This window comes from Jiangella ureilytica, from assembly GCF_004348545.1.
GTDB lineage: Bacteria > Actinomycetota > Actinomycetes > Jiangellales > Jiangellaceae > Jiangella > Jiangella ureilytica.
Genome location: NZ_SMKL01000048.1, coordinates 21,807 through 46,508 on the forward strand (window position 1 = coordinate 21,807; position 24,702 = coordinate 46,508).

A 24,702-nucleotide genomic window follows, 5' to 3' on the forward strand; every position below is an offset into this window, starting at 1 on the left:
GCCCTCTGCCGCACCCACCACCTGCTCAACACCACGCCAACTGGACCGTCACAAGACACCCCGACGGCACCACCCGATGGACCAGCCCACCGGCCATCGCTACCCGAGACCGGCGGACCGATCGGGCCGTGTCACGGTTCGAGGTGGGACAGCGTTCCGGACACCGGATGACCGCAATCGGGCCTAGCGTGCTGCTATGTATGAGCGACTCGACGGGCGGCGGCTGAACCGGGCGACGCTCGCACGGCAGCACCTGCTGGGCCGCGTCGACCGGCGCCCGCTCGACGTGATCAGGGACGTCGCCGGGTTGCAGGGGCAAGACCCCGATCCGCCGTACCTGATGCTGTGGAACCGCATCGAGGGGTTCACGGTCGACGGGCTCACGTCGCTGCAGCTGGACCGCTCGGTCGTCCGGGCCACGCTGTTCCGGGGCACGCTGCACCTGGTGGCCACCGACGACTACCTGTGGCTGCGCCCGATGCTCCAGCCGATGCTCGACCGCTGGCAGCGCGGCGCGTGGGGCAAGGCGCTCGACGGTGTCGACCTCGGGCAGCTGGCCAAGACGGCGACGGGGCTGCTCGACGGCGGCACGCTCACCCGGCCGCGCCTGAGCCGGGCGCTCTCCGAGGTCTGGCCCGGCCACAGCGCCATGGCGCTGGCCCGCTCGGTGCAGGGCCTGCTGCCCGTGGTCCACCCGCCGCCCAACGGCCTGTGGAACCGGCACGGCCCAGCGCACATCGCGCTCGCACGCACCTGGCTCGGCCGGCCGCTCTCACCCGGCGTGGCGCTCAGCACGCTCGTCCGCCGCTACCTCGCCGCGTTCGGCCCGGCGACGGTCAAGGACATTCAGGCGTGGAGCGGGCTGACCCGGCTGCGCGAGGTCGTCGAGACGATGCGCCCGCACCTGGTCACGTTCACCGGCGAGCACGGCGAGGAGCTGTTCGACCTGCCCGACGCGCCGCGGCCCGATCCCGACATGCCCGCGCCGCCGCGGCTGCTCGCCCCGCTCGACAACCTCGTCCTCGCCTACGCCGACCGCTCCCGCCTCGTCGGCCCCGGCGCGGCCGCCCGGGTCGGCTGGGAGGCCGCCGTCCTGATCGACGGCGAGGTCCGCGGGTTCTGGACAGTCGCCCGCGGCGACGACGCCGCCACCCTCACCATCGAGCTGCTCGAGCCACTGACGGGTGACCAGGCCGGCGACCAGGAGGCCGGTATCGAGGCAGAGGCGGCGGCACTGCTGGCGTTCGTCGCCCCAGCGACCGCGCGCCGCGAGGTCCGGCTGCGGATCCCCAGCGCGACGGCCTAGGGTGTGTCTCCCAAGTCTCGGCCGTAGCGAGCGGCGTCCAGGCGGATGCCTCGCAAGGCCGAGGAGGGAGTCATAGCGGGGTTCTATGACGACCGACGAGAACGCAGCGAGGCATCCGCCTGGACGCCGCGCAGTAGGCCATGGACTTGGGAGACACACCCTAGGCGAGCGCCCGCCGCAGTGGAGCGGCCAGCATCCCGCGCGAGCCGACGTCGATGGCGTCCAGCTCGAGCCAGTCGGCCAGCCGGCGCAGCTCACCGGCCAGCGCGGGTACGACGGCGGCAAGCTCGGCGCCGTCCTCGGCGAAGGCCCCCGGCACCAGGAGCGCGCCGCGGGCGCGGTCCGCCTTGACGTCGACCCGGGCCACCAGCGCGTCGCCCAGCAGGAATGGCAGCACGAAGTACCCGAACTCGCGCTTCTCGGGCTTCACGTACAGCTCGAAGCTGTGCCGGAAGCCGAACAGCCGCTCCACCCGGCCGCGTTCCCACAGCAGCGAGTCGAACGGCGACAGCAGCGCCCGGCCGCCGGCCGAGCGCGGCACGGAGACCGGCGCCAGCCAGGCCGGTTCGGCCCACCCCTCCACCCGGACCGGCTCCAGCTCGCCGGCCGCGACCAGCTCGCGCAGCCGGGCCCGCGTCTCGACCCCTGGCATCCGGAAGTAGTCGGCGACGTCGCGTGCCGTCGCCACGCCCAGCGCGGCCATGGCCCGCCGGACCAGCTCGCGCTGCCCGTCCTCCAGCGACGGCGTGGCCTCGGCCAGTACCGGCGCCGGCAGCACCCGCTCCGGCAGGTCGTAGAGCCGCTCGAACCCGCGCCGCCCGGCCGCCGCCAGCTCGCCCGCGTCGAACAGCCCCTCGAGCGCGGACTTGCCATCGGACCAGCGGTACCAGAGCAGCGTCGAGTCGGCGTACTGGTGGTCGATGGCCGCGCGGTCGCGCTGCGCCTTGTCGGTGAGGTCGGTGTAGGCCAGCGGCCCGCGCGCCGCGACCTCCGCCGTCAGCGCGTCCAGGTATCCGGGGCGTTCCCGTTCGACGCGGTCGCGGAACCTCTGCCACGACGCCTGCTCGGCCCGCCGGGTCATCCGCCAGCGCAACGCCGGCTGCAGCTCGACGGGCAGGAGCGACGCCGCGTGGCCCCAGTACTCGAATCCGTGCCGGCGCCGGTACACGACATCGTCGAGCAGCGCCGGCTCATAGGCGCCCAGCCGCGAGTACAGCGTCAGATAGTGCGAGCGGACCAGCACGTTGACGGCGTCCAGCTGCACCGCCCCGAGCGAGCGCAGCACCGACCGCACCCGCGCCGCCGTCACCGCCGTCACCGCCGCACCGTCGGCAGGCGGCCGGTCGAGCAGCTGTGCCCGCAGCGCGATCCGGCGCGCCTGCGCGAGCGACAGCTCAGGCGACCGCGCCGGCCCGCCGCTCATCGCACGCCGGCGCCTTCGCGGACGACCTCGCGGGCCGCCTTGTCGTGCCGCAGTCCTTTGTAGGCGGGGTGGCGCAGGGTGCCGATGGCGGTCCACTCGGCGAAGGCGACCTCGCAGACCAGCTCCGGCCGGACGAAGACGCAGCCGCGCTTGTCCGGCTGGGCGCCGACGAACGGGCTCGCGTCGGTGACCAGCGGCGCGAGCAGACCGGCCAGCCGCTGCCGCTCGGCCAGCGTGAGCCCGGTGCCGACCCGGCCCGAGTACCGGAACACGCCGCCGTCGTCGTACACGCCGACCGCCAGCGCGCCGAGCGTGCCGGTGAGCCCGCCCTCGCCGGGCAGCCAGCCGCCGATGACGACCTCCTGCCGGTTGACGTTCTTCACCTTCAGCCAGTCGGTCCCACGCTTGCCCGGCAGGTAGCGGCTGCCCAGCCGCTTGGCGATGACGCCCTCGAGCCGCTGCGCCCTGGTGGCGGCCAGCATGGCGGCGCCGTTGCCGGGCACGTACGCCGGCGCCTGCCAGCCCGCGCCGCCGCCGGCCGGCAGCAGCGACTCGAGCGCCGCCCGCCGCTCCTCGTACGTCGCGTCGAGCAGCGACCGATCGTCGAGCCAGAGCAGGTCGAACAGCACATACACCGCCGGCGCGCCCGAGACCAGGGGGTCGCCCAGCCCGCTGACCTCGACGTTCATCCGCGACTGCAGCTTCTCGAAACTGGGCCGGCCGGTGTCGTCGAATGCGACGACCTCGCCGTCGAGCACCGCCCGCCGTCCGCCGCCGGCGGCGACCGCCGCGCCGACACCGTGCACGTCCGGGTACACCCGGGTGACGTCGCGCAGCGTGCGGCTCGACAACCGCACGCTGCCGCCGTCGACATAGGCGATGGTCCGCACGCCGTCCCACTTGACCTCGTAGCCGTAGGCGTCGTCGTCGGCCGGCAGCACCGGCGACGGCGAGGCCATCATCGGCTTGACGGTGCCCGGCCGCGGCATCATGACCGGGAGCGCTTCTCTCGGATCTTCATCGAGATGTCCAGGGGCGTGCCCTCGAAGCCGAACTCCTCGCGCAGCCGGCGCTCGATGAACCGCCGGTACGACGCCTCGAGGAACCCGGTCGTGAACAGCACGAACCGCGGCGGCCGCGTGTCGGCCTGGGTGGCGAACATGATGCGCGGCTGCTTGCCGCCGCGGACCGGGTGCGGGTGCGCCGCGACCAGCTGGCCGAGGAACGTGTTCAGCTTGCCGGTCGGGATGCGCTTCTCCCAGCCCTCGAGCGAGGTGTCCAGCGCCCGGACCAGGCGGTCGACGTGCCAGCCGGTGCGGGCGGACACGTTGATGCGCGGCGCCCACGCCACCCGGTCGAGCTGACGGTCGATCTCGCGGTCGAGCACGTCGCGGCGCTCGTCGTCGAGCAGGTCCCACTTGTTGAACGCCAGCACGAGCGCCCGGCCGGCGTCGACGACCATCGAGATGATGCGCAGGTCCTGCTCGGCCATCGGCTCGCTGGCGTCGATGAGCACGACGGCGACCTCGGCCCGCTCGAGCGCCGACGCGGTGCGCAGAGACGCGAAGTACTCCGCACCCGACGCCTCGTGGACCCGGCGGCGGATGCCGGCGGTGTCGATGAACCGCCACTCGCGCTCGCCGAGCCCGATCAGCTCGTCGATGGGGTCGACGGTGGTGCCGGCGACGGAGTCGACGACGACGCGATCCTCACCGGCCAGCTTGTTGAGCAGGCTGGACTTGCCGACGTTGGGCTTGCCGACCAGCGCGACGCGGCGCGGGCCGCCCTCGGCCCCGTCGAACGACTCGGGCGGGGCCTCGGGCAGCGCGGCGACGACGGCGTCGAGCAGGTCGCCGCTCCCCCGGCCGTGCAGCGCCGACACCGGGTACGGCTCGCCCAGTGCGAGGTTCCACAGCGCCGCCGCGTCGGCCTCGCCGCTGGCGCCGTCGACCTTGTTGGCCACCAGGAGCACCGGTTTGCCGGATCGGCGCAGCAGCTTCGCGACCGCCTCGTCGGTGTCGGTGGCGCCGACGGTGGAGTCGACGACGAACATGACGACGTCGGCGGCGGCCATGCCCACCTCGGCCTGGGCCGTGATGCGCGCCGCCATGCCCTTGGCCTCGGGATCCCAGCCGCCGGTGTCGAGCAGCGTGAACGACCGCCCGGCCCAGGCGGCGTCATAGGCGACGCGGTCGCGGGTGACGCCGGGGACGTCCTCGACGACCGCCTCGCGACGGCCCAGAATGCGGTTGACCAGGGTCGACTTGCCGACGTTGGGCCGCCCGACGACGGCGACCGTCGGCGTGTAGGTGTCGGCCGGCGTCTCGGCGTCGGCCTCGAGAGCCTCGGCCGGGAACTGCTCTGTCACGTGTGCTCCTCGGTTCGGGACGCCACGGCCTCGCGATGAGCCACCAGGGCTTCGCGCAGCTGTTCGGTCGCCGCGTCGAGTGCCGAGCGCGTGCGCCCGCCGCCGGCCGGCAGGACGACCGGGCGGCCGAAGACGACCTCGACCCGGGACCGCAGGCCGGGCATCGCACCAAATGTACGTCCCCGGGACGCGGTTCCGGCAAAGACGACCGGGATGACCGGCGCGCCGGTGCGCAGCGCGAACCAGGCCAGCCCCGTCCGCAGCTCGGAGAAGTCGCCGGCGCCGCGCGTGCCCTCGGGGAAGACGACCAGCACACGGCCCGCGTCGAGGACCCCGAGGCCGGACTTGATCATGCTGCGGCTGGGGTCGTGACGGTCGAGCGGGATCTGCCCGACGGCGTGCAGCAGCCAGCCGAGCGGCCCCTTGAACAGCTCCTTCTTGGCCAGCGTGTGCACGGGCCGCGGGCAGGTGCCCATGAGGAGCGGCGCGTCGAGGAACCCGGTGTGGTTGGGGGCCAGGATGACCGGGCCGGTGCGCGGCACGTACTCGCCGCCGGTGATCGTGACGCGGTACAGCAGCCGGGCCAGCGTGGCCGCGGTGTACTTGCCGGCGATCGCTCCCCGGTGCGTGGGTAGAGCCGGCTCGGTCACGCCCGCACCCCCGAGCGGGCTTCCACCAACTTGAGGACGGCGTCGACGGTCTCGTCGAGCGACAGTATCGACGAGTCGATGACGTCGACGCCGTCGGCGGCCTCGTGGAAGCTGGCGACGGTGGAGTCGTCGGCGTCGCGGCGGATCACCTGGTCGCGGGTGGCGTCGACGGCGGTGTCGTCGTCGGAGCCGTGCACCTCGAGCGCCCGGCGCGACAGCCGGACCCGCTCGTCGGCGGTCAGCAGCACCCGGACCGGCGCGTCGGGCGCGACGACGGTGGTGATGTCGCGGCCCTCGACGACGACGCCGCCCTCGCGCGCGACCGCCTGCTGCCGGGCCACCAGCTCGGCCCTCACGCCGAGGTTGGTCGCGACGGCGCTGACGGCGGCCGAGATGCGGCTGGTCCGGATAGCGGCCGCGACGTCGGTGCCGGCGACGCGGACCGCCTCGGTCCGGGGGTCCAGCCCCTGCTCGAGCGGGAGCTCGCGGGCCAGCTCGGCCACCCGCTCGGTGTCAGCGAGGTCGACCCCCTGCTCGAGTGCCCACCAGGTGACCGCACGGTACATCGCGCCGGTGTCGAGGTAGCGCAGGCCGAGCGACGCGGCGACGCGCCGGGCGACCGTGGACTTCCCGGAGCCGGAGGGCCCGTCGATGGCGACGACGAGATCTCGGGCACTGACGTCAGCGGGGGTATCGGACACGTCCAGAAGGTTACCGGGCACCGGTCTCACCCGCGGCCGGCTCTCACCCACGAAGGGTCCAGCCGCGTTCCCGCAACGACGCCGCCAGCTCCTGCTCGGCGCCGGGCCGGACGTCCAGCTCGACCAGGCCGAGCGGCTGGCCGGGCGCGTGCTCGATGCGGACGTCCTCGACGTTGACGCCGGCCGCCCCGGCGTCGGCGAACAGCCGGGCCAGCTGGCCGGGCCTGTCGTCGACGGCCACGATGACGGTCACGAACTCCGTGTGCGCCGCGCCGTGCTTGCCGGGCAGCCGGGACCGGCCGTCGTTGCCGCCGCGCAGCAGCTCGCGCAGCACCGGCTGACCCGTCACCGGGCTCTCCAGCGCCGTCATGAGCCGGTCCAGGTCCGTGCGCAGCCCCTCCAGCACCGGGCGGACGGCCGCCGCGTTCGCCGTGAGGATCTCCGTCCACAGCTCCGGGTCGCCGCTGGCGATGCGGGTGACGTCGGTGACGCCCGGCCCGGCGAGGCGCACCTCGTGCCCCGGCGCGCCGGCCAGCCGGCCCGCCATCAGCGCGGCCACCACGTGCGGCGCGTGCGAGACCAGCGCGACGGCGGCGTCGTGCTCGGCCGCCGTCATGGTCATGGGGACGGCGCCGACCAGGCGGGCGACGGCGAGCGCACGCGTGACCGCCTGCTGGTGGGTGCCGTCGTCGGGGCAGATCACCCACGGCCGGCCCTCGAACAGGTCGGCCAGGGCGGCGTTGGGCCCGCTGATCTCGCGGCCGGCCATCGGGTGGCTGCCGACGTAGCGGCCGGGGTCGGTGACGCGCTCGCGCACCTGCGTCGTCGGCAGCACCTTCACGCTGGCGACGTCGGTGGCGTACGCGGCCCGGCCGCTCTCGAGCACCTCGCCGACGACGGCGGCGACGGCCTCCGGCGGGACGGCGACGACGGCGAGCGCGGCGGGGCCGCGGCCGGCACCGTCGCCACCCGGCTCCGGCTCCGCCCGCCCGGCGCCGAGCCGGACCGCCTCGGCCAGGATCTCCGGCTTCGCGTCGGCCAGCCGCACGTCGACCCCGGCCCGGGTCAGCGCCAGTCCGACCGACGTGCCGACCAGCCCGGTGCCGACGACGAGGACGCTGCGGCCCTCGAGTGGGTCCATCACCGGTCCGCGAGGTCGTCGCGCAGCACGGTCGTGCCGTGCAGGTACACGTGCCGGATCTCAGAGCGCGGCTTCGTGGTCTCGACGTGCGCCATGAGCCGCACGACCCGCGGCAGCGCCCCCGCGACGCCGATCTCCTGGGCGCACATCATCGGGACGTCGGTGATGCCCAGCTGGCGGACGGCCACCGCCGGGAACGCCGAACGCAGGTCCGGCGTGGCGGTGAGGAAGATGCTGATGACGTCGTCGGGCGTCAGCTCGTTGCGGTCGAGCACCGTGGTCATCAGCTCGGCGGTCCGCTCCAGCAGGTGATCGGCCTCGTCGGCGTCGAGCTGGGTGGCCCCCCGTATCGCGCGTACAGTCACAGGACAGCAAGGTACCGGGTGCGGCGTCACAGCCCGACGTCGTGGTACAGCGCGGCGACCTCGGCTTTGGTGAGCGCACGCGTGTTGCCGGGGCGCAGCTCCCCCATGGCGACCGGACCGACGTGGGTCCGGACCAGCCGTTTGACCGGGTGCCCGACGGTTTCGAGCAGTCGCCGGACGATGTGCTTGCGGCCCTCGTGCAGCACGACCTCGACCATGACGCGGGTACCGGACCGGCTCACGACCCGGAACGAGTCGACCCGCACGGGGCCGTCGTCGAGCTCGATGCCGGCCCGCAGCTCGCGGCCGAGGCCCGGCGCCACCGGCCCGGGGACCTCGGCCAGGTAGGACTTGAGCACCTCGTACGACGGGTGCGCCAGCCGGTGCGCCAACTCGCCGTCGTTGGTGAGGATGATCAGGCCCTCGGTGTCGGCGTCGAGCCGGCCGACGTGGAACAGCCGCTCGCGCCGGCCGCGGACGTAGCCGGTGAGGTCGGGCCGGCCCTCGGGGTCGTTCATGGTGCTGACGACGCCGGACGGCTTGTTCAGCGCGAGGTACACATAGCCGCTCTCGGCGGTGGTGATGCGCGAGCCGTCGACCTTGATGACCGCGGTCGTGGGGTCGACCCGGGTGCCGAGGGTCTTGACGATGCGGCCGTCGACCTCGACCCGGCCGGCGGCGATCAGCGCCTCGCTGGCCCGGCGGCTGCCGACGCCGGCCGCCGCGAGCACCTTCTGCAGCCGGACGCCCTGCGCGTCGTCGTCACGGGCATCAGGCATGTTCGGAGTCACGTTCCTCGATGGAGTCGGCGTCGGGCAGGTAGGGCGCCAGGGGCGGCAGCTCGTCGAGCGTGGCCATGCCGAGGCGCTCGAGGAAGTATGACGTGGTCCGGTACAGGATGGCGCCGGACTCCGCATCGACTCCAGCGTCGGCGACCAATCCGCGGGCGATCAGCGTGCGCATGACGCCGTCGCAGCTGACGCCGCGCACGGCCGAGACCCGGGCTCGGCTGACCGGCTGCCGGTAGGCGACCACGGCGAGCGTCTCGAGCGCCGCCTGGCTCAGCTTGGCGTGCTGGCCGTCGAGGACGAACCGCTCGACGACGGCGGCGCACGAGGCGTGCGTGTAGAACCGCCAGCCGCCGCCGATCTCGCGCAGCTCGAAGCCGCGGCCGGGCCGGGCGTACTCGTCGCGCAGGATCTCGAGCACGTCGGTGATCTCGCCGCGGGGCCGCTCCAGCACCTGGGCGAGCGTGACGACGTCGATGGGCTCGTCGACGACCAGCAGGATCGCCTCGACCGACGCCCGCAGGCTCGGCTCGTCGTCAGTCAGCGTCGGCTCGTGCACCGCTGCCGCCCTCCTCGTCGAACTCGCCGCCGACCGCGACGTCCTCGTCGTCGTCGCCGGTCCACCGCACCGTCAGCTCGCCCAGCGCGACGACCTGCTCGAACGCGACCGCCTTCTCGCGGTACAGCTCCAGCAGCGACAGGAACCGGGCGACCACGTGCAGCGTCGTCGGGCAGTCGGCGGCCAGCGTGCGGAACGTCAGCACCCGCGAGCGGCGCAGCCGCTCGACGACCACGACGGCCTCTTCGCGGACGCTGACCCGCGGCTGGTGCAGGTGGGTCAGGCCGACGACGGGCGGCGGCTTGGGCGTGAGGACCTTCGCGGCCAGCATGGCCAGCTCTTCCGGCCCGATCCCGATGACGACCTCGGGCAGCAGGTCGGCGAAGCGCTGCTCGAGGCCGACGGCGCGTGGGAAGCGCAGCGCCTCGTCGGCGAGGCGCCGCGCCAGCATGCTCGCGACCTCTTTGTACGCCTTGTACTGCAGCAGCCGGGCGAACAGCAGGTCGCGGGCCTCGAGCAGGGCGAGGTCGTCCTCGTCCTCGACCTCGCCGCTGGGCAGCAGCCGGGCGGCCTTGAGGTCGAGCAGCGTGGCGGCGACGACGAGGAACTCGCTGGTCTCGTCGAGATCCCAGTCCGACGCCTTGATGTAGGCGATGAACTCGTCGGTGACCTGCGACAGCGCGACCTCGGTGACGTCGAGCTTGTGCTTGGCGATGAGTGTCAGCAGCAGGTCGAACGGCCCCTCGAAGTTCTCGAGGTGCACCTCGAACGTCGAGCTCTCGTCCTGCTCCGGCTCGATCAGCAGCGTCGCGGTGTCCGTCACGGGCGGGCGGGCTCCCAGCGGGCCAGGACCTCGCGGGCCAGCTGACGGTAGGCCGACGCGCCGCGCGACGACGGCGCGAAGCTGGTGATCGGCAGCCCCGCGACGGTGGTCTCGGGGAACCGCACCGTGCGGCCGATGACCGTGTGGAACACCTTGTCGCCGAACGCCTCGACCAGCCGCGACAGCACCTCGCGGCCGTGCACCGTCCGGGAGTCGTACATGGTGGCCAGCAGGCCCTCGATCTCGAGCTGCGGGTTGAGGCGGTCGCGGACCTTCTCGATGGTCTCTTGCAGCAGCGCGACGCCGCGCAGCGCGAAGTACTCGCACTCGAGCGGCACGATGACGCCGTCGGCCGCCGTGAGCGCGTTGACCGTCAGCAGGCCGAGCGACGGCTGGCAGTCGATGAGCATGAGGTCGTAGTCGGCCGCCAGCGGCTTGAGGATGCGGCCCAGCGCCTGCTCGCGGCCCACCTCGGTGACCAGCTGGATCTCGGCCGCAGAGAGGTCGATGTTGGCCGGCAGCAGGTCCATGCCCTCGATGGGCGTCTTCTGCACGATGTCGCCGGCCTGCAGCGACGGGTCCATCAGGACGTTGTAGATCGACAGCTCGAGGTCGTGCGCGTCGAGGCCGAGGCCCACCGACAGCGCGCCCTGCGGGTCGAAGTCGACCAGCAGCACCCGGCGGCCGTAGTCGGCCAGCGCCGCACCGAGGTTGATCGTGGTGGTGGTCTTGCCGACGCCGCCCTTCTGGTTGCACATGGCGACGATGCGCGCCGGGCCGTGGTGGTCCAGCCGCTTGGGCTTCGGGAAGTCGACCGGGGGACGGCGCGTGGGTCCGAGATCGAGCTCAGGCTCGGTGTCGAACGGCAGCACGCCCGCGGCGTCCGGGTTCGAGGGTGCCACGTCGTTCAGAGCTCCTCGATGGTTTGAGTGGCCTTCTACGCTTCGTCCTGGGACGGGAGCCTACCTCGCGGGGGCGCCGCGGAGCTGCGGGCGCGCGGGTGCGCGGCCACATAGACCTCACGGAGTTGGTCGACGGTCACCAGCGTGTACACCTGGGTGGTCGTGACCGAGGCGTGCCCGAGCAGCTCCTGGACCACCCGGACGTCGGCCCCGCCCTCGAGCAGGTGGGTGGCGAACGAGTGCCGCAGCGTGTGCGGGGTGACCGCGGTGGACAGCCCGGCCCGCCCGGCCGCCGTCCGCAGCACCGCCCACGCGCTCTGCCGCGACAGCCGGCCGCCGCGGGCGTTGAGGAACAGCGCCGCCGTCCCCTTGCCACTCATGTCCGGCCCTCGACGGGAAGACGTGTCTCGTCCGGTGCCGACCAGTGCCGGCCTGGCCCGGACCAGGTACGCGTCGACCGCCTCCCAGGCGTAGCTGCCGAGCGGGACCACGCGGTCCTTGCCGCCCTTGCCGCGCAGCAGCACCGTCCCGGTCTCGCCGTCGAGGTCGTCGCGGTCGAGCCCGACCGCCTCGGAGATGCGCGCACCGCAGCCGTACAGCACCTCGAGCAGCGCCCGGTCGCGCAGCGCCCGCGGCCCGTCGCCGAGCGACGCCGCCTCGAGCAGCCGCTCGACCTGGGCCAGCGGGATCGCCTTGGGCAGCCGCCGCGGCGGCGTCGGGGGGCGGACGGCGCCGGCGGGGTCGCCGTCGGACAACCCCTCGCGGTGCAGGAACCGGTGCAGCCCGCGGACGGCGACGACAGTGCGCGCCGCCGACGTCGCGCTGAGCGCGACCCGGTATTCGGAGCCCTCGCGCAGGTCGCGCAGGAACGCCGTCACGTCCTCCTCCTCGACCTTCTCCGGCGCGTCGCGGCCGCGTTCGCTCAGGAACTCCGCGTAGCGGCGCAGGTCGCGACGGTAGGAGGCGAGGGTGTTGGCGGCCAGGCCGCGCTCGACGGCGAGGTGGTCGAGGTAGCCGCGGACGGCGCGTTCGAGCGCGGACTCGGCGGTGACCATCGACGGCGGCTCCTCGACGCTAGTGCAGCACTTTCTCCAGCGGGACCGACGGCAACCCATGCGCCTCGGCGACCGGCTCGTAGACGATAGCGCCGTCGTGCACGTTCACGCCCTTCGCGAGCGCCGGGTCGGACCGCGCGGCGTCGCGCCAGCCCCGATTCGCCAGCTCGACGGCGTACGGGAGCGTGACGTTGGTCAGTGCGTAGGTGGAGGTGTGCGGCACGGCGCCGGGCATGTTCGCGACGCAGTAGAAGATCGACTCGTGTACCGGGAAGGTCGGGTCGTCGTGCGTGGTGGGCCGCGAGCTCTCGAAGCAGCCGCCCTGGTCGATGGCGATGTCGACGAGCACGCTGCCCGGGCGCATGCGCGACACCAGGTCGTCGGAGACGAGCTTCGGCGCCTTCGCGCCCGGCACCAGCACCGCGCCGATGACGAGGTCGGCGTCGACGACGGCGCTCTCGATCTCGAACAGGTTCGACGCGATGGTCTGCGCCGTGCCGCCGTAGAGCTCCTCGACGTCGCGCAGCCGGGCGACGTTCTTGTCCAGCACCCACACGTCGGCCTGCATGCCCATGGCGATGACGGCGGCGTTCATGCCGGCCATGCCGGCGCCGATGACGACCACCTTCGCCGACTTCACGCCCGGCACGCCGCCGAGCAGGATGCCCCGCCCGCCCTGCGCCCGTTCGAGCACGTGGGCGCCGACCTGCGTGGCCATGCGGCCCGCGACCTCGCTCATGGGCGCCAGCAGCGGCAGGTGCCCGCCGGGGGTCTCGACCGTCTCGTAGGCGATGGCGGTGGTGCCGGAGTCGAGCAGCGCCTGGGTGCACTCGCGCGACGCGGCGAGGTGCAGGTACGTGAAGAGCACCTGGTCGCGGCGCATGCGGTGGTACTCCTCGGCGACGGGCTCCTTGACCTTGAGCACGAGGTCCGCGGCGCCCCAGACGGCGTCGGCGTCGGGCGCGATGCGCGCCCCGGCGGCGACGTACTCCTCGTCGCGCACCGACGAGCCGGCGCCGGCGCCGGCCTGCACCACGACGTCGTGGCCGTTGCGGGCGAACTCGTGAACACCGGCCGGCGTGATGGCCACGCGGTACTCGTTGTTCTTGACCTCGGTAGGGATGCCGACCAGCACGACGCGTTCCACCTCTTCCGTACGCCCGACGACGCTGTCGGGCCCGCCACCCGGTCTGAGCGGCGGGGCGAGTCTAACCGCGACGCGTCATCCAGGTCTCGGTGCTGTCATGACAAGTGAAATGCGCCACGTGGGTACATCTCACCCATGTACCTCTACGCCGACCGCCCGCAGCGGCGGATGCAGCAGATCGTGACCGATCTGTTCGGGATGATGTGGTGCCTCGGGGCGGTCGCCGTGGGCATCGCGGTACGGGGGTGGGTCCGCAACCGGACCGAGCCGGCGATGTTCGTCGAGTCCACGGCCGCCTCGCTGGCCGACGCGCTGGCCGAGGCCGCCGACCGGATCGCCGACGTCCCGGTGGTCGGCGACGAGCTGGCCGCGGCGCTGCGGCGGGCCGCCGACGCCGCCGCCGGCCTGAGCACGTCGGGCGAGTCGATGGCCGGGTCGATCGAACGGATCGGCGACCTCTTCGGGCTGTTCGTCATCGTGGTGGGGGTGGGCGCGGCCGCCTCGGTCTGGCTGCGCCCGCGCATGCACTGGTACCACGAGGCATCCGACGCGCGGGCCGTGCTGCGCCTGCCGGACCGCGACGAGGTGCTGTCGGCGCAGGCGCTGGCGGGGGTGATCCAGCAGCCCGGGGCCGGACGCCTGGTCGCGGGCTGGCGGGCGGGTGAGCCGGCCGCCGTCCGGGCACTGGCCAGAGCCGAGCTGGACCGGCTCGGGATGGCCTACCCGCCGGACCTGTCGCCCGGCCTGGATCCCGCACGCCGGTCACCGGCCGGCCAGGGCGCGTCGACCGGGCGCAGCGCGTCGTAGCCGGCGCCGTCGCGGGCGGCCTTCGCGGCCAGCACTCCGGCGCAGAGGGTCGCGTTCTGCACGTCGCCGGCCAGGACCGCCGCCACCAGGTCGTCGAGCGGGACCCACTCGACCCCGAGGTCGGCCTCCTCGTGCTCGCCGGCGAAGCGGTCGCCGTCGGGCAGCGTGTCGATGCCGCGGGCCAGGAACACCCGGATCGCCTCGTCGGTCATGCCCGGCGAGGTGAGCAGGTCGGCGAGGACGCGCCACTCGGCGGCCTCGACGTGGCCCTCCTCGTAGAGCTCGCGGGCGGCGGCCTCGTGCGGCGGCTCGCCGGCCACGTCGCGGAGCCCGGCCGGCAGCTCGACCGGGCGCAGCCGGACCGGGTGCCGGTACTGGCGGACGACCAGCACGCGGTACTGGTCGTCGACGGCGACGACGGCCACCGCGCCCGGGTGCACGACGACGTCGCGGACGAACTCCGAGCCGTCGACGGGCGACCGGACGGTGTCGCTGCGCACGGCGACGACCCGGCCCTCGAACCGCCTCTCGGACGCGGCGACCGGCCAGCTCAGCGGCTCGTCGCGGAGCGGACCGCTGACGCCGTCGCCGCTCACGCCGACGGCCCCAGGCGCAGGGGTGCGGCCAGCGGGTCGAGCGATGCCCAGGCGTACGTGAGCACCGCCACCTCGTGGTCGCCGAACCGCTCCGTCCCGCGCCCGGCCTCGACTCCGCCCAGTGCGACGTAGAACCGCCGCGACGGCTCGTTGGTCTCGATGACCTCCAGGTGCAGGCGGTCCCGGCCGGCGTCCTGGAGGCGGACGGCGACCTCGGCCAGCAGCCGGCGCCCGATGCCCTGGCGCTTGAGGCCGGGCCGCACGTGCAGGTTGTCGAGCAGGGTGCCCAGCTCGGGATCGTGATCGAGCACGGCGTGGGCGAAGCCGGACAGCTGCCCGGAGGCGTCGCGGGCGACCACCGTCACCGTGCCGGTGCGGTCGCCGAAGCGCGCCGACCAGCCCGCGGCGTGCTGGGCCGCCAGGTCGCCGTCGAGGAACGCGTCGGGCACGTGCCCGCGGTAGGCCGAGCGCCAGCTCTGCGTGTGCAGATCGGCGATGGCCGCGGCGTCGCCGTCATCGGCCAGGTCGTAGATGTGGCTCACGAGGGTCATCTCACTCCGTCCGCCGCAGCAGCGCCAGGTACATCGCGTCGGTGCCGTGCCGGTGCGGCCACAGCTGGACGTCCGGGCCGTCGCCCAGGTCCGGCACGCCCGGCAGGTACGGCCGCGCGTCGACCCTCTCGACGTCGTCGCGCCCTTGCAGTGCGTCGTCGACGACGGTGACCGTCTCGGCGAGGTGCGGCGAGCAGGTGATGTAGGCCACCAGCCCGCCGGGCCGGACCGACCACAGCGCGGAGCGCAGCAGGTCGGTCTGCAGCCTCCGCAGCCCCGCCACGTCGGCCGGGCGGCGCCGCCAGCGCGCCTCGGGTCGCCGCCGCAGCGCGCCGAGGCCGGTGCACGGGGCGTCGAGCAGCACCCGGTCGAAGTCGGCCTCGGGCCAGTCCGGCCGCGTGCCGTCGGCGACCAGGACCTCGTGCTCGCCGAGGTCGCCGGCCAGCGCCTGCGCGACCAGCCGGGCGCGGTGCTCGTGCTGCTCGACGGCGAGCAGCCGGCCGCCGCGCTGGGTGAGCAGGCCCGCCAGCAACGCCGCCTTGCCGCCCGGGCCGGCGCAGAGGTCGAGCCAGCGCTCGTCCGGCGGCTCGACCGGAGCCGTGGCCAGCGCCAGCGCGACCAGCTGGCTGCCCTCGTCCTGCACCCCGGCGCGGCCGTCGCGGACCGCCGCCAGCCGAGCGGGCGACCCGGACTCGAGCACCGCGCCGTACGGCGACCAGCGGGTGGGCCGGGCGCCGGCCTCGACCAACTCGTCGACGGTGGCACGGCCGGGCCGGACGGCCAGCGTGACCTCGGCCGGCTCGTTGTCGGCCCGCAGCGCCGCCTCCAGCTCCGCGTCGTCGCCGTCGGGACCGGTGTTCAGGGCGTCGCGCAGCGCCCGGACGATCCAGGCCGGGTGCGCGTGCCGGAACGCCAGGTGACCGACCAGGTCCTTCTCGCGCGAGGGCGCCAGCTCGCCCACCCAGCCGTCGAGGTCGCGCTCGCCGACCCGCCGCAGCACGGCGTTGGCCAGCCGCGCCGCACCCTCGTTGACGTGCCGGCGGACGAGGTCGACGCTCGTCGACACCGCGGCGTGCGCCGGGACCCGGGTCGCCAGCAGCTGATGGGAGCCCAGCCGGAGCGCGTCGAGCAGCGGCGGGTCGAGGTCCTCCAGCGGCCGGGTCACGCAGGCCGCGATGATCTCGTCATAGGTGCCCTGGCCGCGCAGCGCGCCGTACCCGAGCTCCGTCGCCAGCCCGGCGTCGCGGCCGCGCAGCTCGTGCCGGCGCAGCGCCGCGGGCATGGCGAGGTTGGCGTAGGCGTCGTCGGCGGCGACCGCGCGCAGGACCTCGAACGCGGCCTCGCGGGCGGGGTCGCCCTGCCGGCCCTTCTCGTGTCTCACGTGCCGAGCCGCTCCCCCGGCTCCAGCCGGAGGCCGCGGGCCCAGTCGGCGGCCGGCATCGCCTTCTTGCCCTGCGGCTGGACCTCGCCGAGCACGACGGCGTGACTGCCGGTGCCGACGCGCACGCCGGACTTCTCGACCACGATCTCGCCGGGCGCGAGGCCGTCGCGGCCGCGTTCGAGGCTGACGGGGCGCAGCTTCAGCCGCTCGCCGCGGAACGTCGTCCAGGCGCCGGGCGCGGGCGTGCAGCCGCGGACGACCCGGTCGACCCGCAGCGCCGGCGCCGTCCAGTCGACCCGCGCGTCGTCGACGGTGAGCTTGGGCGCCAGGGACACGCCGTCGGCCGGCTGTGGCTGCGGGCGCAGCGCGCCGTCCTCGATGCCGTCGAGCGTGCGCACCAGCAGCTCCGCCCCGGACAGCGACAGCCGGTGCAGCAGGTCGCCGCTGGTGTCGGTGGGATGAACGGCCTCGGTGACGGTGCCGTAGACGGGGCCGGTGTCGAGTCCCTCCTCCAGCTGGAACGTGCACGCGCCGGTGATGTCGTCGCCGGCCAGCACCGCGTGCTGCACCGGCGCCGCGCCGCGCCAGGCCGGCAGCAGCGAGAAGTGCAGGTTCACCCAGCCGTGCTTCGGCACGTCGAGCGCCGTCCTCGGGATCAGCCCACCGTAGGCGACGATCGGCGCGCAGTCCGGCGCCAGCTCGCCCAGCCGCTCGAGGAACTCCGGGTCGCGCGGCTTGACCGGCTTCAGCACCTCGACGCCGGCCGCCTCGGCGACCTGCGCCACCGGCGACGGCGTCAGCCTGCGGCCCCGCCCAGCGGGCGCGTCGGGCCGCGTCAGGACGGCGATCACCTCGTGCCGCGAGCCGAGGACCGCCCGCAGCGACGGGACGGCGACCTCGGGGGTTCCGGCGAACAGCACGCGCATGAGCGCCGAGCCTATCGGTCCCGGATCACATCACTCGCCGAGGTCGACGATGGCGGCGACCGGGCCGCCGCCGTCAGGGCCCTGGTGGGCGGCCGACACCGACACGAACGCCGCTGGGTCGCCCGTCACCGCGGCCGTCACGCCGCCGACCGCGGCCTTGATCTGGCGGTGCCAGTGCACGTCGGAGTCGTCCAGCATGGCGTTGCGCCGGCCGCGCACCACGCCGTCCTGGCTGACCTCGCACTTGAGGAACACGTTGACCAGCCGGCCGTCGAGGTCGTCGGGGTGCGGGCGGTCCGGCAGCTTCAGCCCGGCGTCGCGGATGGCGGCCCAGATGCCGTCGGCGTCGATGGCGTCGCGCATGACGGAGTGCCCGATGCGGTACCGACCGCCCACGCCGCGCACGTTGCCGACCACCACGACCTGCGCCCGGTCGAGCTCGACGCCCGAGGAGCAGGAGGCGACGGACGAGTACAGCGACCGGTCGTGCAGGACGGCGTCGTCGTCCGGCATCGAGATCTCGCCCAGCGCGACCGCCACGCCCAGCCCCGTCGCGCCGTTGGAGAGGTCCATCGACTCGTGCGTGTTCTCGGTCCACACCTGCTTGCCGCGGGCCTTGGCGTCGCGGATGGTGTGGATGGTCAGCAGCGGCGTCTTCGTCTGCACGTAGTGGACGTCGGCGGCGTCGGCGATGCCGGCCCGCTCCATGCCCACGCCGACGGCGGCGGCCACCTTCTCGATCATGCCGCGGCGGCCGATCTCCTCGGGCAGGATCGGCTCGCTCATCGCGAACCCGACCGACAGCCGCGGCTCGTCGGTCGCCTCGGCCGAGGACGCCGGGACCGTCGCGAACACCGTCGCGTGCGGGCTGAGGACGCCGTCGGTGCCGCCGGACCAGACGATCGGGATCTGCTTGACCTCTTCGGGCGTGCGCGTGCCGCGGTCGACCAGCACCTCGCGGAAGGCGCGGTCGGCGATGATCCGGGTGTAGTCGTTGACCCCGCCGTTGCCCTCGGTCTTCCCGACGACGGCGATGACGCGGTCGGCCTCCATGACCCCGGCGTCGATCAGCTCGGCGAGCCCGGAAGCGTCGCTGACGTGCGTGATCGGCACCTTGCGGACCTCGATCGGCTCAGGCATGCCCGGCCACCTCTCGTGTGATGTCTGCTGGCAGAACCGTCGTCGCGGCACCGCCCGCATCCGCGCGGACGGCGTCGGCGATGCGGCCGAGCGAGGTGATGACGGCACGGCGGCCACCCCGCTCGACGAACCGGCAGGCCGCCTCGATCTTGGGGCCCATGCTCCCGGACGCGAAGTGCCCCTCGGCGGCGTACCCGCGGAGGGTGCCGACGTCGCCGGTGCCGACGGCGCGTTCGTGCGGGGTTCCGAAGCCGAGCACGGCGCCGTCGACGTCGGTCGCGATGACCAGCACGTCGGCGCCGAGCGCCCGGCCGAGCAGCGCCGCGCCCAGGTCCTTGTCGATGACCGCCTCGACGCCGCGGACCTCGCCGTCGGGCTCGCGCACGACGGGGATGCCGCCGCCCCCGTTGGCGACGACGACGAACCCGGCGGCCAGCAGCGCGGCGGCCGCGGGCGCGTCGAGGACCTCGAGCGGCTCCGGGCTGGCGACGACCCGCCGCCAGCCGCGCGCGCCGCGGTCCTCCCAGGTCTCGCCGTGGTCGATCAGCACCGCCGCCTCGTCGCGCGGCAGGTACCGCCCGATCGGCTTCGTCGGCCGCGCGAACCCCGGATCGGCGGCGTCGACCAGCGTCCGGGTGACGACGGCGGCGACCCTGCGGCGCACGCCGCGCGCGGCCAGCGCCCGCTCCAGCGCGTCGATGACGATGAACCCGATGGTCCCCTGGGTCTGCGCGCCGCACCAGTCCAGCGGCACCGGTGGCACGACGGCGACCGCGAGCTCGTTCTTGACCAGCAGGTTCCCCACCTGCGGCCCGTTGCCGTGGGTCAGCACGACGTCATAGCCGGCGGCGACGAGGTCGGCGACCGGCTCCATGGCGACGGTGACCGCGGCGATCTGGTCGCCCGGCCGCGCCCGCCCGTCGGCCGAGGTCATGGCGTTGCCGCCCAGAGCGATCAGCACCCGCACGCGCCGAGCCTACGGACCGCCGTCGGGCGCGACGATGGTCACCTTCGCCCAATCGGCTTCCGGGGTTCGGCATGATGTGCCGTCACAGCCGTTCTCGAGTGTCGGAGGTCCCCATGGCCGGCGCCGGCTTCCCGCCGGACACCAGGCTCACGTACCGCATCGGAGAGACGTGGCTACTGGTGCTGCTGCTCGCGTTCGGGTACGCCGCGCTGCTCGGGTTGCTGCTGCAGTGGCTCGTCGGCTGGCCCTGGTGGGTGGCGCTGGTCGCTCCGCTGGTCGGCGGCGCAGTCGTGTACGCCATCGAGGACGGCGCGGTGCTGCCGCGCACGCTCCCCGTGACCGATGCCGATGCCGCCGCCGTCGCCGACCGCCGGTTGTTCGCCGTCGTGGACCGGCTGTGCGCGCTGGCCGCGCTGGACCGGCCCAGGCTCAAGGTCATCGACGCGACCTGGCCCAACGCGCTGACGTTCCGGCTGCCCGGCCGCAAGCCGACCATCGCCGTCACCCGCGGGCTGCTCGATCAGAGTGACGACTCGCGGCTGGACGCCGTCCTGGCGCACGAGCTCGCCCACATCGCGCACCGCGACGCGGCCGCCATGACCGTCGCGATGGCGCTGTCGACGTCGCTGGCGCTGGCGCCGATGGCGCTGCTGGCGCCGCTGATGGCTCTGGAGGTGCCGCTCTGCCGGGCGGCGCGCTGGTGCGGGCGGCAGTGGAAGCCGGCCACCGAGGACGACGACTTCCTGATGCCGCCGGTACGGTCCGACGCGCCGTCGGTGCTGCTGCTGGTCGTGGCGGCGCTGACGCTGGCCCGGGTGGCGAACTTCATGCTGCTGGCGGGGCTCGGCATCGTGCTGGTGCCGCCGATGCTTCTGCTGGCGCTGCCGGCCGCCGGCATCATCGCCCGGCTCGGCCGCTACCGAGAACTGGCCGCCGACCGTGGCGCGGCCGCGCTGACGGGCCGGCCCGCCGCGCTCGCCGCGGCCCTCACCGCCCTGCACGCCGACGGCCCGGCGATCCCGGTGAAGGACCTGCGCGAGCTCCGGGCGATGTCCTCGATGACGATCGTCGCGCTACCGCCCGACGACGCCGACGGCACCGGCACCGGCACCGACTGGTTCTCGCGGCTGCTCGACCGGACGATGGCCTCGCACCCGCCGCTCGCGGCGCGGCTGGAGCCGTTGGCCGCCCTCTCGCGCGACCTGAGCGGTTCGGCATGAGTCGGCGGCCGGCCGCGTACGCCATGTGCATCGAGGACGGTCGCGTACTGCTCGCCCTTCAGGTGCCGCTCACTGGCGGAGAGCTCCGGCCGCAGCCGGGCGACGAGGTCGCGGAGTCGGCGTGGACGCCGCTCCCCGAGGTCGCGCTGCTCCGCCGCTCGTCGCTGGTCGACATCGGCATCGCCCTGGCGCTCGCCGTCCCGCCGACCGGTCACGTCACTCCCGTCGCTGTGGGCGGCCCGATCCAGCACTAGTCCATGATCATCAACCTTCTGTGCTGCCCTGACGACACAGAAGGTTGATCATCACGGGTATCCACCGCCAGGCGCGGGCGATACCCGACTCCACCGATTCCGGCCGTCACACCGGCTTCGGCCGGCCCGCTAACCGTCGGACGCCAGCCAGGCGCGAACGCTCTCGTCGTGCTCGCCCAGCAGGGGCGGCGGGGCGTGCCGCTTCGGGGCGGCGCCGTCGAAGCGGATCGCCGGACCGGGCAGCTGCACGGTCCCCAGCAGCGGGTGCTCGACGTCGACCAGCAGGCCCTGGGAGCGGGTCTGCTCCCACTCGTAGACCTCGTCGAGCGTGCGCACCTTGCCGCTCGCGATCCCCGCGGCGTCCAGCAGGGCGAGCCAGTGGTCGCGCGGGTGGGCGGCGAACGCCTTCTCGATGGCGGCGATCAGCTCGCCGCGGTGCTGGACGCGCAGCCGGTTGGTCGCGAACCGGGCATCGTCCGGCTCCAGGCCCACCACTCCGGCGAAGGCGCGCCACGACAGGTCGTTGCCGACGGCGACCTGCAGAGCCCCGTCCGAGGCGTTGAACAGTCCGTACGGGGCGATGGACGGGTGGTGGTTGCCAATGGCGTGCGGCACCTCGCCGGCCACCGTCCAGCGGGTGCCCTGGAAGGCGTGCACGCCGACCAGCGCCGACAGCAGCGAGACGCGGACGACGCGGCCGCGGCCGGTCCGCTCGCGCTCGAGCAGCGCCGCGAGCAGGCCGGACACGCCGTACATGCCGGCCAGCAGGTCGCCGATGGGCACGCCCACCTTGGCCGGCTGGTCCGGCTCGCCGGTGAGGCTCATGATGCCGGCCTCGCCCTGGGCGATCTGGTCGTAGCCCGCCCGGCCCGCCTCGGGACCGTCGGGCCCGAACCCGGTGATCGACAGGACGACGAGCCGCGGGTTGAGCTCGTGCAGCCGCTCGACGCCGAAGCCGAGGCGGTCGAGGACGCCGGTGCGGAAGTTCTCGACCAGGACGTCGGCCCGCTCGACCAGCCGCGTGAGCAGCTCCTTGCCCTCCGGCGACTTGAGGTCCGCGGTGACCGACTCCTTGTTGCGGTTGCAGGACAGGAAGTACGACGACACCGGGTCGTCGTCGGGGCCGAGGAACGGCGGGCCCCAGGTGCGCGACTCGTCGCCGTGGCCGGGCGCCTCGACCTTGATGACGCGCGCGCCGAGGTCGCCGAGCATCATGCCGGCGTGCGGCCCGGCGAGCGCCCGGCTCAGATCGACGACGACGTAGCCGGCCAGCGGTCCGGCATCGGCGGACTCCTGGGTGTCGGACATCGTCACAGATTACGCTGACGACCATGATCGACGGCGGCCTGCTGTCCCGGCGTGAGACCCTCGGCCTGCTCGGTGCTCTCGGCTTGTCGGCGACGGTGTTCGCGTCCTGTTCGCGCGGGGGCGAGCCGGAAGCCGCCGATGCCGCGGCCACCCCGTCGCCCGTCCCCACCAGTCCCGACGACGTCTGGGCGGTGCTCGCCGCCGGCAACGAGCGGTTCGCGACGGGGACGCCGCGGCACCCGCACGAGGACACCGCCTACCGCGAGTCGCTGGTCGCCGGGCAGCACCCGATCGCCTGCGTGCTCAGCTGCGCCGACTCGCGGGTCGCGCCGGAGCTCGTCTTCGACCAGGGCCTCGGCGACCTGTTCACCGTCCGCTCCGCCGGCGAGGTCCTCGACGACGCCGTCGTCGGCAGCATCGAGTACGCCGTCGAGCACGTCGCCGTCGCGCTGGTCGTCGTGCTCGGGCACGCCGGCTGCGGCGCCGTCCAAGCCACCGTCGACGTCGTCCGAGGAGCCCCCGCGCCCGGCGGCTCCATCGCGGCGCTGGTGCGGGCCATCGAGCCGGCCGTCCGCGAGGTGCCCGCCGGCGGCGACGACACCGCCTACCTGGCCGACTGCGTCGCCGCCCAGGCCCGGCACGCCGCGGCGGCGCTCACCACCGCCTCGCCGATCGTGCACGAGGCGGTCGCCGCCGGCCGCACCGCCGTCGTCGCCGGGGTCTACGACCTCGAGTCGGGCCGCGTCAGCCAGCTCTGAACGACCGGCGGGTCGTCGCGCGAGTCCCCGTCCTCACGCGGCGTCCGGGTGGGCAACGGCCGCGGCTGCGGCGCCCGCCGCAGCGGCGTGGGCTGGCGGCGGACCCCCGGCTGCACGTACGGGCGCGCGGCGGCCGGGGTCGTCGGCGCGGGCGACGGCGGTCCAGCGGCCTGCCGCTGCGTCGGGCGCGAGCGCGGCACGAACAGGTTCTCCCGCTCCCCCTCGACCGGCGGGGCGTAGGGCTCGTCCTCGTCGTCGGGCGGGCGCAGCTCGACCGGCGACACGGCGATGACGGTGAACCCGGCCAGCAGCAGCGCCCCGAGCCCGATCGTGAACGGCACCAGGAACTCCGTCGCCGTCGCACCGGCGACCGGGGCGGCCGCGTCGGCGAGGTCGGCCGACACCGCCGCCATGGCGGTGTAGTGCATGCTGCTCACGGCCAGGCCCATGACCAGGGCCGCGGCGACGGCGCCGGCGAAGGTGCGGATGTTGAACACCAGCCACAGCGCCACGGTGGCCGCGACGATGGCGATCGCCACCGAAGCCGCGACCAGGTCGCCCCGGTAGTGGATGCTCCCGTTGATGTGCACCGACGCCATCCCGCTGTAGTGCATGGCGGCAACGCCTACGCCGGTACCCAGCCCGCCGAGCAGCAGGGAACGGGTGCGGTTCCTGCCGTAACCGACCATCAGGACGCCGGCACCGACCACGAGGAAAGCGACGATCAAACTGATCACGGTGAGCGCTACGTTGTAGCGCACCGGGCTGCCGGAAACGCGGAAGCCGAGCATTGCGATGAAGTGCAGCGTCCAGATCCCGGCGGCCAGCGACGCCGCTCCGGTGATCAACCAATTGCGCCGCGCGTCACCGGACGATTCTCGCGCGCGGACGGTGCACATGAGCCCGATCACGGCCGCCATCACCATGAAGACGTAACCGATCGCGGGTGTGATGGGTCCATGCGTGAAATGATCGACATGACTCATGCAGACACAGCCCCCCGTGCGTCCAGTGGATCAATATCAATGTGTTTAGATGATCAACTCATGTGATCAACTTCTAGTGATCAACTGTGGCATCTCGCGGAAACCACAATGGGGAGCATGTGATATCGCGCTATGCGCCGTCAATAGCTGATTGCGGATGAATTGCCCGATTCGGCACGTTCTCGATCAGAGCCGGTCGACGGCGGCGGACGTCGCGCCGCCGGACAGCCGGGCGTACCCGGGGCCGCGGTCGAAGAACGGCTCGTCGCCGGTCCGCTCCGCCCGCAGGTCAGCGCGGAGCGCGGCGGTCGCGGCCTCGTCGGCGACGGGGTCGTCGAGCGTGCCGCCCACCACCACCCCGTAGTCCGAGCGGGCGCCGTCGACGGACACCTTCCGCCAGCGCACGTCGCGCAGCACCTCGTCGACCGGGCGGTCCAGCGGATCGCCCCAGCCGCCCCCGCCCGTGGTCCGGATGCGGATCACCTCGCCGGCCCGCACCGGCTCGGCGTCGGCGAGCGCGTCCACCGTCCGCTCCCCGGGGCCTCCCGGGTCGATCGTCACCGAGAACGGCCGCCCGGCC

26 protein-coding genes and 1 pseudogene are annotated in these 24,702 nt (G+C 74.0%); 5 read left to right on the forward strand and 22 right to left on the reverse strand.

Annotated features, from left to right (window positions below; genetic code table 11):
* The first annotated feature begins 196 nt into the window (after nt 1–196).
* Nucleotides 197–1,306, forward strand: coding sequence for a winged helix DNA-binding domain-containing protein (locus E1212_RS19640; RefSeq protein WP_131985550.1), 1,110 nt, complete (start codon nt 197–199; stop codon nt 1,304–1,306).
* A gap of 160 nt (nt 1,307–1,466) precedes the next feature.
* Here the strand turns inward: E1212_RS19640 and E1212_RS19645 are convergent, their stop codons facing one another.
* Genes E1212_RS19645 through ald form a run of 13 tightly spaced genes read right to left on the reverse strand, consistent with a single transcriptional unit; the run spans nt 1,467 to nt 13,216 of the window.
* The gene (locus tag E1212_RS19645) at nt 1,467–2,729 is read right to left on the reverse strand and encodes a winged helix-turn-helix domain-containing protein (protein WP_131985552.1); all 1,263 of its coding nucleotides are present in this window, start codon (nt 2,727–2,729) and stop codon (nt 1,467–1,469) included.
* Nucleotides 2,726–3,721 carry a non-homologous end-joining DNA ligase gene (ligD, locus tag E1212_RS19650; RefSeq protein ID WP_203417018.1) on the reverse strand — a complete coding sequence of 332 codons (996 nt, stop codon included), beginning with the start codon at nt 3,719–3,721 and terminating at the stop codon, nt 2,726–2,728. The genes E1212_RS19645 and ligD overlap by 4 nt, the downstream gene beginning before the upstream one ends.
* Nucleotides 3,718–5,097 (reverse strand): ribosome biogenesis GTPase Der, encoded by a 1,380-nt coding sequence (gene der, locus E1212_RS19655; RefSeq protein ID WP_131985554.1) that lies wholly within the window; start codon nt 5,095–5,097, stop codon nt 3,718–3,720. The genes ligD and der overlap by 4 nt, the downstream gene beginning before the upstream one ends.
* Entirely contained in the window at nt 5,094–5,747 is a 654-nt protein-coding gene (locus E1212_RS19660) for a lysophospholipid acyltransferase family protein (RefSeq protein ID WP_131985556.1), read from the reverse strand. Before E1212_RS19660 ends, der begins: the two co-directional genes overlap by 4 nt.
* Complete coding sequence (gene cmk / locus E1212_RS19665) at nt 5,744–6,448, reverse strand: (d)CMP kinase (RefSeq protein ID WP_131985558.1); 705 nt, start codon at nt 6,446–6,448, stop codon at nt 5,744–5,746. Before cmk ends, E1212_RS19660 begins: the two co-directional genes overlap by 4 nt.
* A 43-nt stretch (nt 6,449–6,491) precedes the next feature.
* The gene (locus tag E1212_RS19670; RefSeq protein ID WP_131985560.1) at nt 6,492–7,589 is read right to left on the reverse strand and encodes a prephenate dehydrogenase; all 1,098 of its coding nucleotides are present in this window, start codon (nt 7,587–7,589) and stop codon (nt 6,492–6,494) included.
* Nucleotides 7,589–7,954, reverse strand: coding sequence for a chorismate mutase (gene aroH, locus E1212_RS19675; protein WP_131985562.1), 366 nt, complete (start codon nt 7,952–7,954; stop codon nt 7,589–7,591). The genes E1212_RS19670 and aroH overlap by 1 nt, the downstream gene beginning before the upstream one ends.
* Before the next feature lie 26 nt (nt 7,955–7,980).
* Complete coding sequence (locus E1212_RS19680; protein ID WP_131985564.1) at nt 7,981–8,733, reverse strand: pseudouridine synthase; 753 nt, start codon at nt 8,731–8,733, stop codon at nt 7,981–7,983.
* Nucleotides 8,726–9,301, reverse strand: a complete 576-nt coding sequence (gene scpB, locus E1212_RS19685) for an SMC-Scp complex subunit ScpB (RefSeq protein ID WP_238992413.1) — start codon at nt 9,299–9,301, stop codon at nt 8,726–8,728. Before scpB ends, E1212_RS19680 begins: the two co-directional genes overlap by 8 nt.
* Nucleotides 9,279–10,124, reverse strand: coding sequence for a segregation and condensation protein A (locus E1212_RS19690; protein WP_203417019.1), 846 nt, complete (start codon nt 10,122–10,124; stop codon nt 9,279–9,281). Before E1212_RS19690 ends, scpB begins: the two co-directional genes overlap by 23 nt.
* Nucleotides 10,121–11,035 (reverse strand): ParA family protein, encoded by a 915-nt coding sequence (locus E1212_RS19695; protein ID WP_420814400.1) that lies wholly within the window; start codon nt 11,033–11,035, stop codon nt 10,121–10,123. Before E1212_RS19695 ends, E1212_RS19690 begins: the two co-directional genes overlap by 4 nt.
* 26 nt (nt 11,036–11,061) lie before the next feature.
* Nucleotides 11,062–12,081 carry a site-specific tyrosine recombinase XerD gene (locus tag E1212_RS19700; RefSeq protein WP_131985566.1) on the reverse strand — a complete coding sequence of 340 codons (1,020 nt, stop codon included), beginning with the start codon at nt 12,079–12,081 and terminating at the stop codon, nt 11,062–11,064.
* A gap of 19 nt (nt 12,082–12,100) precedes the next feature.
* Entirely contained in the window at nt 12,101–13,216 is a 1,116-nt protein-coding gene (ald, locus tag E1212_RS19705; protein WP_131985568.1) for an alanine dehydrogenase, read from the reverse strand.
* Between the two features lie 147 nt (nt 13,217–13,363).
* On the opposite strand from ald, the gene E1212_RS19710 reads away from it, so the two are divergent.
* Complete coding sequence (locus E1212_RS19710; RefSeq protein ID WP_131985570.1) at nt 13,364–14,035, forward strand: hypothetical protein; 672 nt, start codon at nt 13,364–13,366, stop codon at nt 14,033–14,035.
* On the opposite strand, the gene E1212_RS19715 is transcribed toward E1212_RS19710, so the two are convergent.
* Genes E1212_RS19715 through E1212_RS19740 form a run of 6 tightly spaced genes read right to left on the reverse strand, consistent with a single transcriptional unit; the run spans nt 13,948 to nt 19,596 of the window.
* Nucleotides 13,948–14,631 carry an NUDIX domain-containing protein gene (locus E1212_RS19715; protein ID WP_238992414.1) on the reverse strand — a complete coding sequence of 228 codons (684 nt, stop codon included), beginning with the start codon at nt 14,629–14,631 and terminating at the stop codon, nt 13,948–13,950. The two genes, E1212_RS19710 and E1212_RS19715, sit on opposite strands and share 88 nt — an antisense overlap.
* Nucleotides 14,628–15,182, reverse strand: a complete 555-nt coding sequence (locus E1212_RS19720; RefSeq protein ID WP_131985572.1) for a GNAT family N-acetyltransferase — start codon at nt 15,180–15,182, stop codon at nt 14,628–14,630. The genes E1212_RS19715 and E1212_RS19720 overlap by 4 nt, the downstream gene beginning before the upstream one ends.
* A gap of 1 nt (nt 15,183) precedes the next feature.
* Complete coding sequence (locus E1212_RS19725; protein WP_238992415.1) at nt 15,184–16,563, reverse strand: RsmB/NOP family class I SAM-dependent RNA methyltransferase; 1,380 nt, start codon at nt 16,561–16,563, stop codon at nt 15,184–15,186.
* A complete protein-coding gene (gene fmt, locus E1212_RS19730; RefSeq protein ID WP_131985574.1) occupies nt 16,560–17,489 on the reverse strand; it encodes a methionyl-tRNA formyltransferase in 930 nt (309 codons plus the stop codon). Before fmt ends, E1212_RS19725 begins: the two co-directional genes overlap by 4 nt.
* A gap of 30 nt (nt 17,490–17,519) precedes the next feature.
* Complete coding sequence (bar, locus tag E1212_RS19735; RefSeq protein ID WP_131985576.1) at nt 17,520–18,629, reverse strand: barbiturase; 1,110 nt, start codon at nt 18,627–18,629, stop codon at nt 17,520–17,522.
* The gene (locus tag E1212_RS19740; protein WP_131985578.1) at nt 18,622–19,596 is read right to left on the reverse strand and encodes a carbamate kinase; all 975 of its coding nucleotides are present in this window, start codon (nt 19,594–19,596) and stop codon (nt 18,622–18,624) included. Before E1212_RS19740 ends, bar begins: the two co-directional genes overlap by 8 nt.
* Nucleotides 19,597–19,709: 113 nt before the next feature.
* On the opposite strand from E1212_RS19740, the gene E1212_RS19745 reads away from it, so the two are divergent.
* Together E1212_RS19745 and E1212_RS19750 are read left to right on the forward strand one after the other, a co-directional pair.
* Nucleotides 19,710–20,816 (forward strand): M48 family metalloprotease, encoded by a 1,107-nt coding sequence (locus tag E1212_RS19745; RefSeq protein ID WP_162605551.1) that lies wholly within the window; start codon nt 19,710–19,712, stop codon nt 20,814–20,816.
* A complete protein-coding gene (locus tag E1212_RS19750; protein ID WP_131985582.1) occupies nt 20,813–21,070 on the forward strand; it encodes a hypothetical protein in 258 nt (85 codons plus the stop codon). Before E1212_RS19745 ends, E1212_RS19750 begins: the two co-directional genes overlap by 4 nt.
* Before the next feature lie 129 nt (nt 21,071–21,199).
* Here the strand turns inward: E1212_RS19750 and E1212_RS19755 are convergent, their stop codons facing one another.
* Nucleotides 21,200–22,378: a CaiB/BaiF CoA transferase family protein gene (locus E1212_RS19755; RefSeq protein WP_131985584.1), complete on the reverse strand. Its 1,179-nt coding sequence runs from the start codon at nt 22,376–22,378 to the stop codon at nt 21,200–21,202.
* A gap of 23 nt (nt 22,379–22,401) precedes the next feature.
* On the opposite strand from E1212_RS19755, the gene E1212_RS19760 reads away from it, so the two are divergent.
* Entirely contained in the window at nt 22,402–23,136 is a 735-nt protein-coding gene (locus E1212_RS19760; protein WP_131985586.1) for a carbonic anhydrase, read from the forward strand.
* Here E1212_RS19760 and E1212_RS19765 read toward each other — a convergent pair.
* Both E1212_RS19765 and E1212_RS19770 read right to left on the reverse strand, forming a co-directional pair.
* Nucleotides 23,100–24,056 (reverse strand): MHYT domain-containing protein, encoded by a 957-nt coding sequence (locus tag E1212_RS19765; protein WP_203417020.1) that lies wholly within the window; start codon nt 24,054–24,056, stop codon nt 23,100–23,102. The two genes, E1212_RS19760 and E1212_RS19765, sit on opposite strands and share 37 nt — an antisense overlap.
* Nucleotides 24,057–24,308: 252 nt before the next feature.
* A pseudogene (locus E1212_RS19770) lies at nt 24,309–24,702 on the reverse strand (hydantoinase B/oxoprolinase family protein); the annotation flags it as partial.

Coding starts and splice junctions, on each gene's coding strand:
- E1212_RS19700 (WP_131985566.1), bottom strand. CDS start 12,081: ATGGTCACCGCCGAGTCCGCGCTCGAACGCGCCGTCCGCGGCTACCTC.
- E1212_RS19720 (WP_131985572.1), bottom strand. CDS start 15,182: ATGACCCTCGTGAGCCACATCTACGACCTGGCCGATGACGGCGACGCC.
- E1212_RS19760 (WP_131985586.1), top strand. CDS start 22,402: ATGATCGACGGCGGCCTGCTGTCCCGGCGTGAGACCCTCGGCCTGCTC.
- E1212_RS19755 (WP_131985584.1), bottom strand. CDS start 22,378: ATGTCCGACACCCAGGAGTCCGCCGATGCCGGACCGCTGGCCGGCTAC.
- E1212_RS19750 (WP_131985582.1), top strand. CDS start 20,813: ATGAGTCGGCGGCCGGCCGCGTACGCCATGTGCATCGAGGACGGTCGC.
- E1212_RS19710 (WP_131985570.1), top strand. CDS start 13,364: ATGTACCTCTACGCCGACCGCCCGCAGCGGCGGATGCAGCAGATCGTG.
- bar (WP_131985576.1), bottom strand. CDS start 18,629: ATGCCTGAGCCGATCGAGGTCCGCAAGGTGCCGATCACGCACGTCAGC.
- E1212_RS19670 (WP_131985560.1), bottom strand. CDS start 7,589: ATGGACCCACTCGAGGGCCGCAGCGTCCTCGTCGTCGGCACCGGGCTG.
- fmt (WP_131985574.1), bottom strand. CDS start 17,489: ATGCGCGTGCTGTTCGCCGGAACCCCCGAGGTCGCCGTCCCGTCGCTG.
- E1212_RS19765 (WP_203417020.1), bottom strand. CDS start 24,056: ATGGCGGCCGTGATCGGGCTCATGTGCACCGTCCGCGCGCGAGAATCG.
- E1212_RS19680 (WP_131985564.1), bottom strand. CDS start 8,733: ATGCCTGATGCCCGTGACGACGACGCGCAGGGCGTCCGGCTGCAGAAG.
- E1212_RS19745 (WP_162605551.1), top strand. CDS start 19,710: ATGGCCGGCGCCGGCTTCCCGCCGGACACCAGGCTCACGTACCGCATC.
- E1212_RS19640 (WP_131985550.1), top strand. CDS start 197: ATGTATGAGCGACTCGACGGGCGGCGGCTGAACCGGGCGACGCTCGCA.
- E1212_RS19645 (WP_131985552.1), bottom strand. CDS start 2,729: ATGAGCGGCGGGCCGGCGCGGTCGCCTGAGCTGTCGCTCGCGCAGGCG.
- ligD (WP_203417018.1), bottom strand. CDS start 3,721: ATGATGCCGCGGCCGGGCACCGTCAAGCCGATGATGGCCTCGCCGTCG.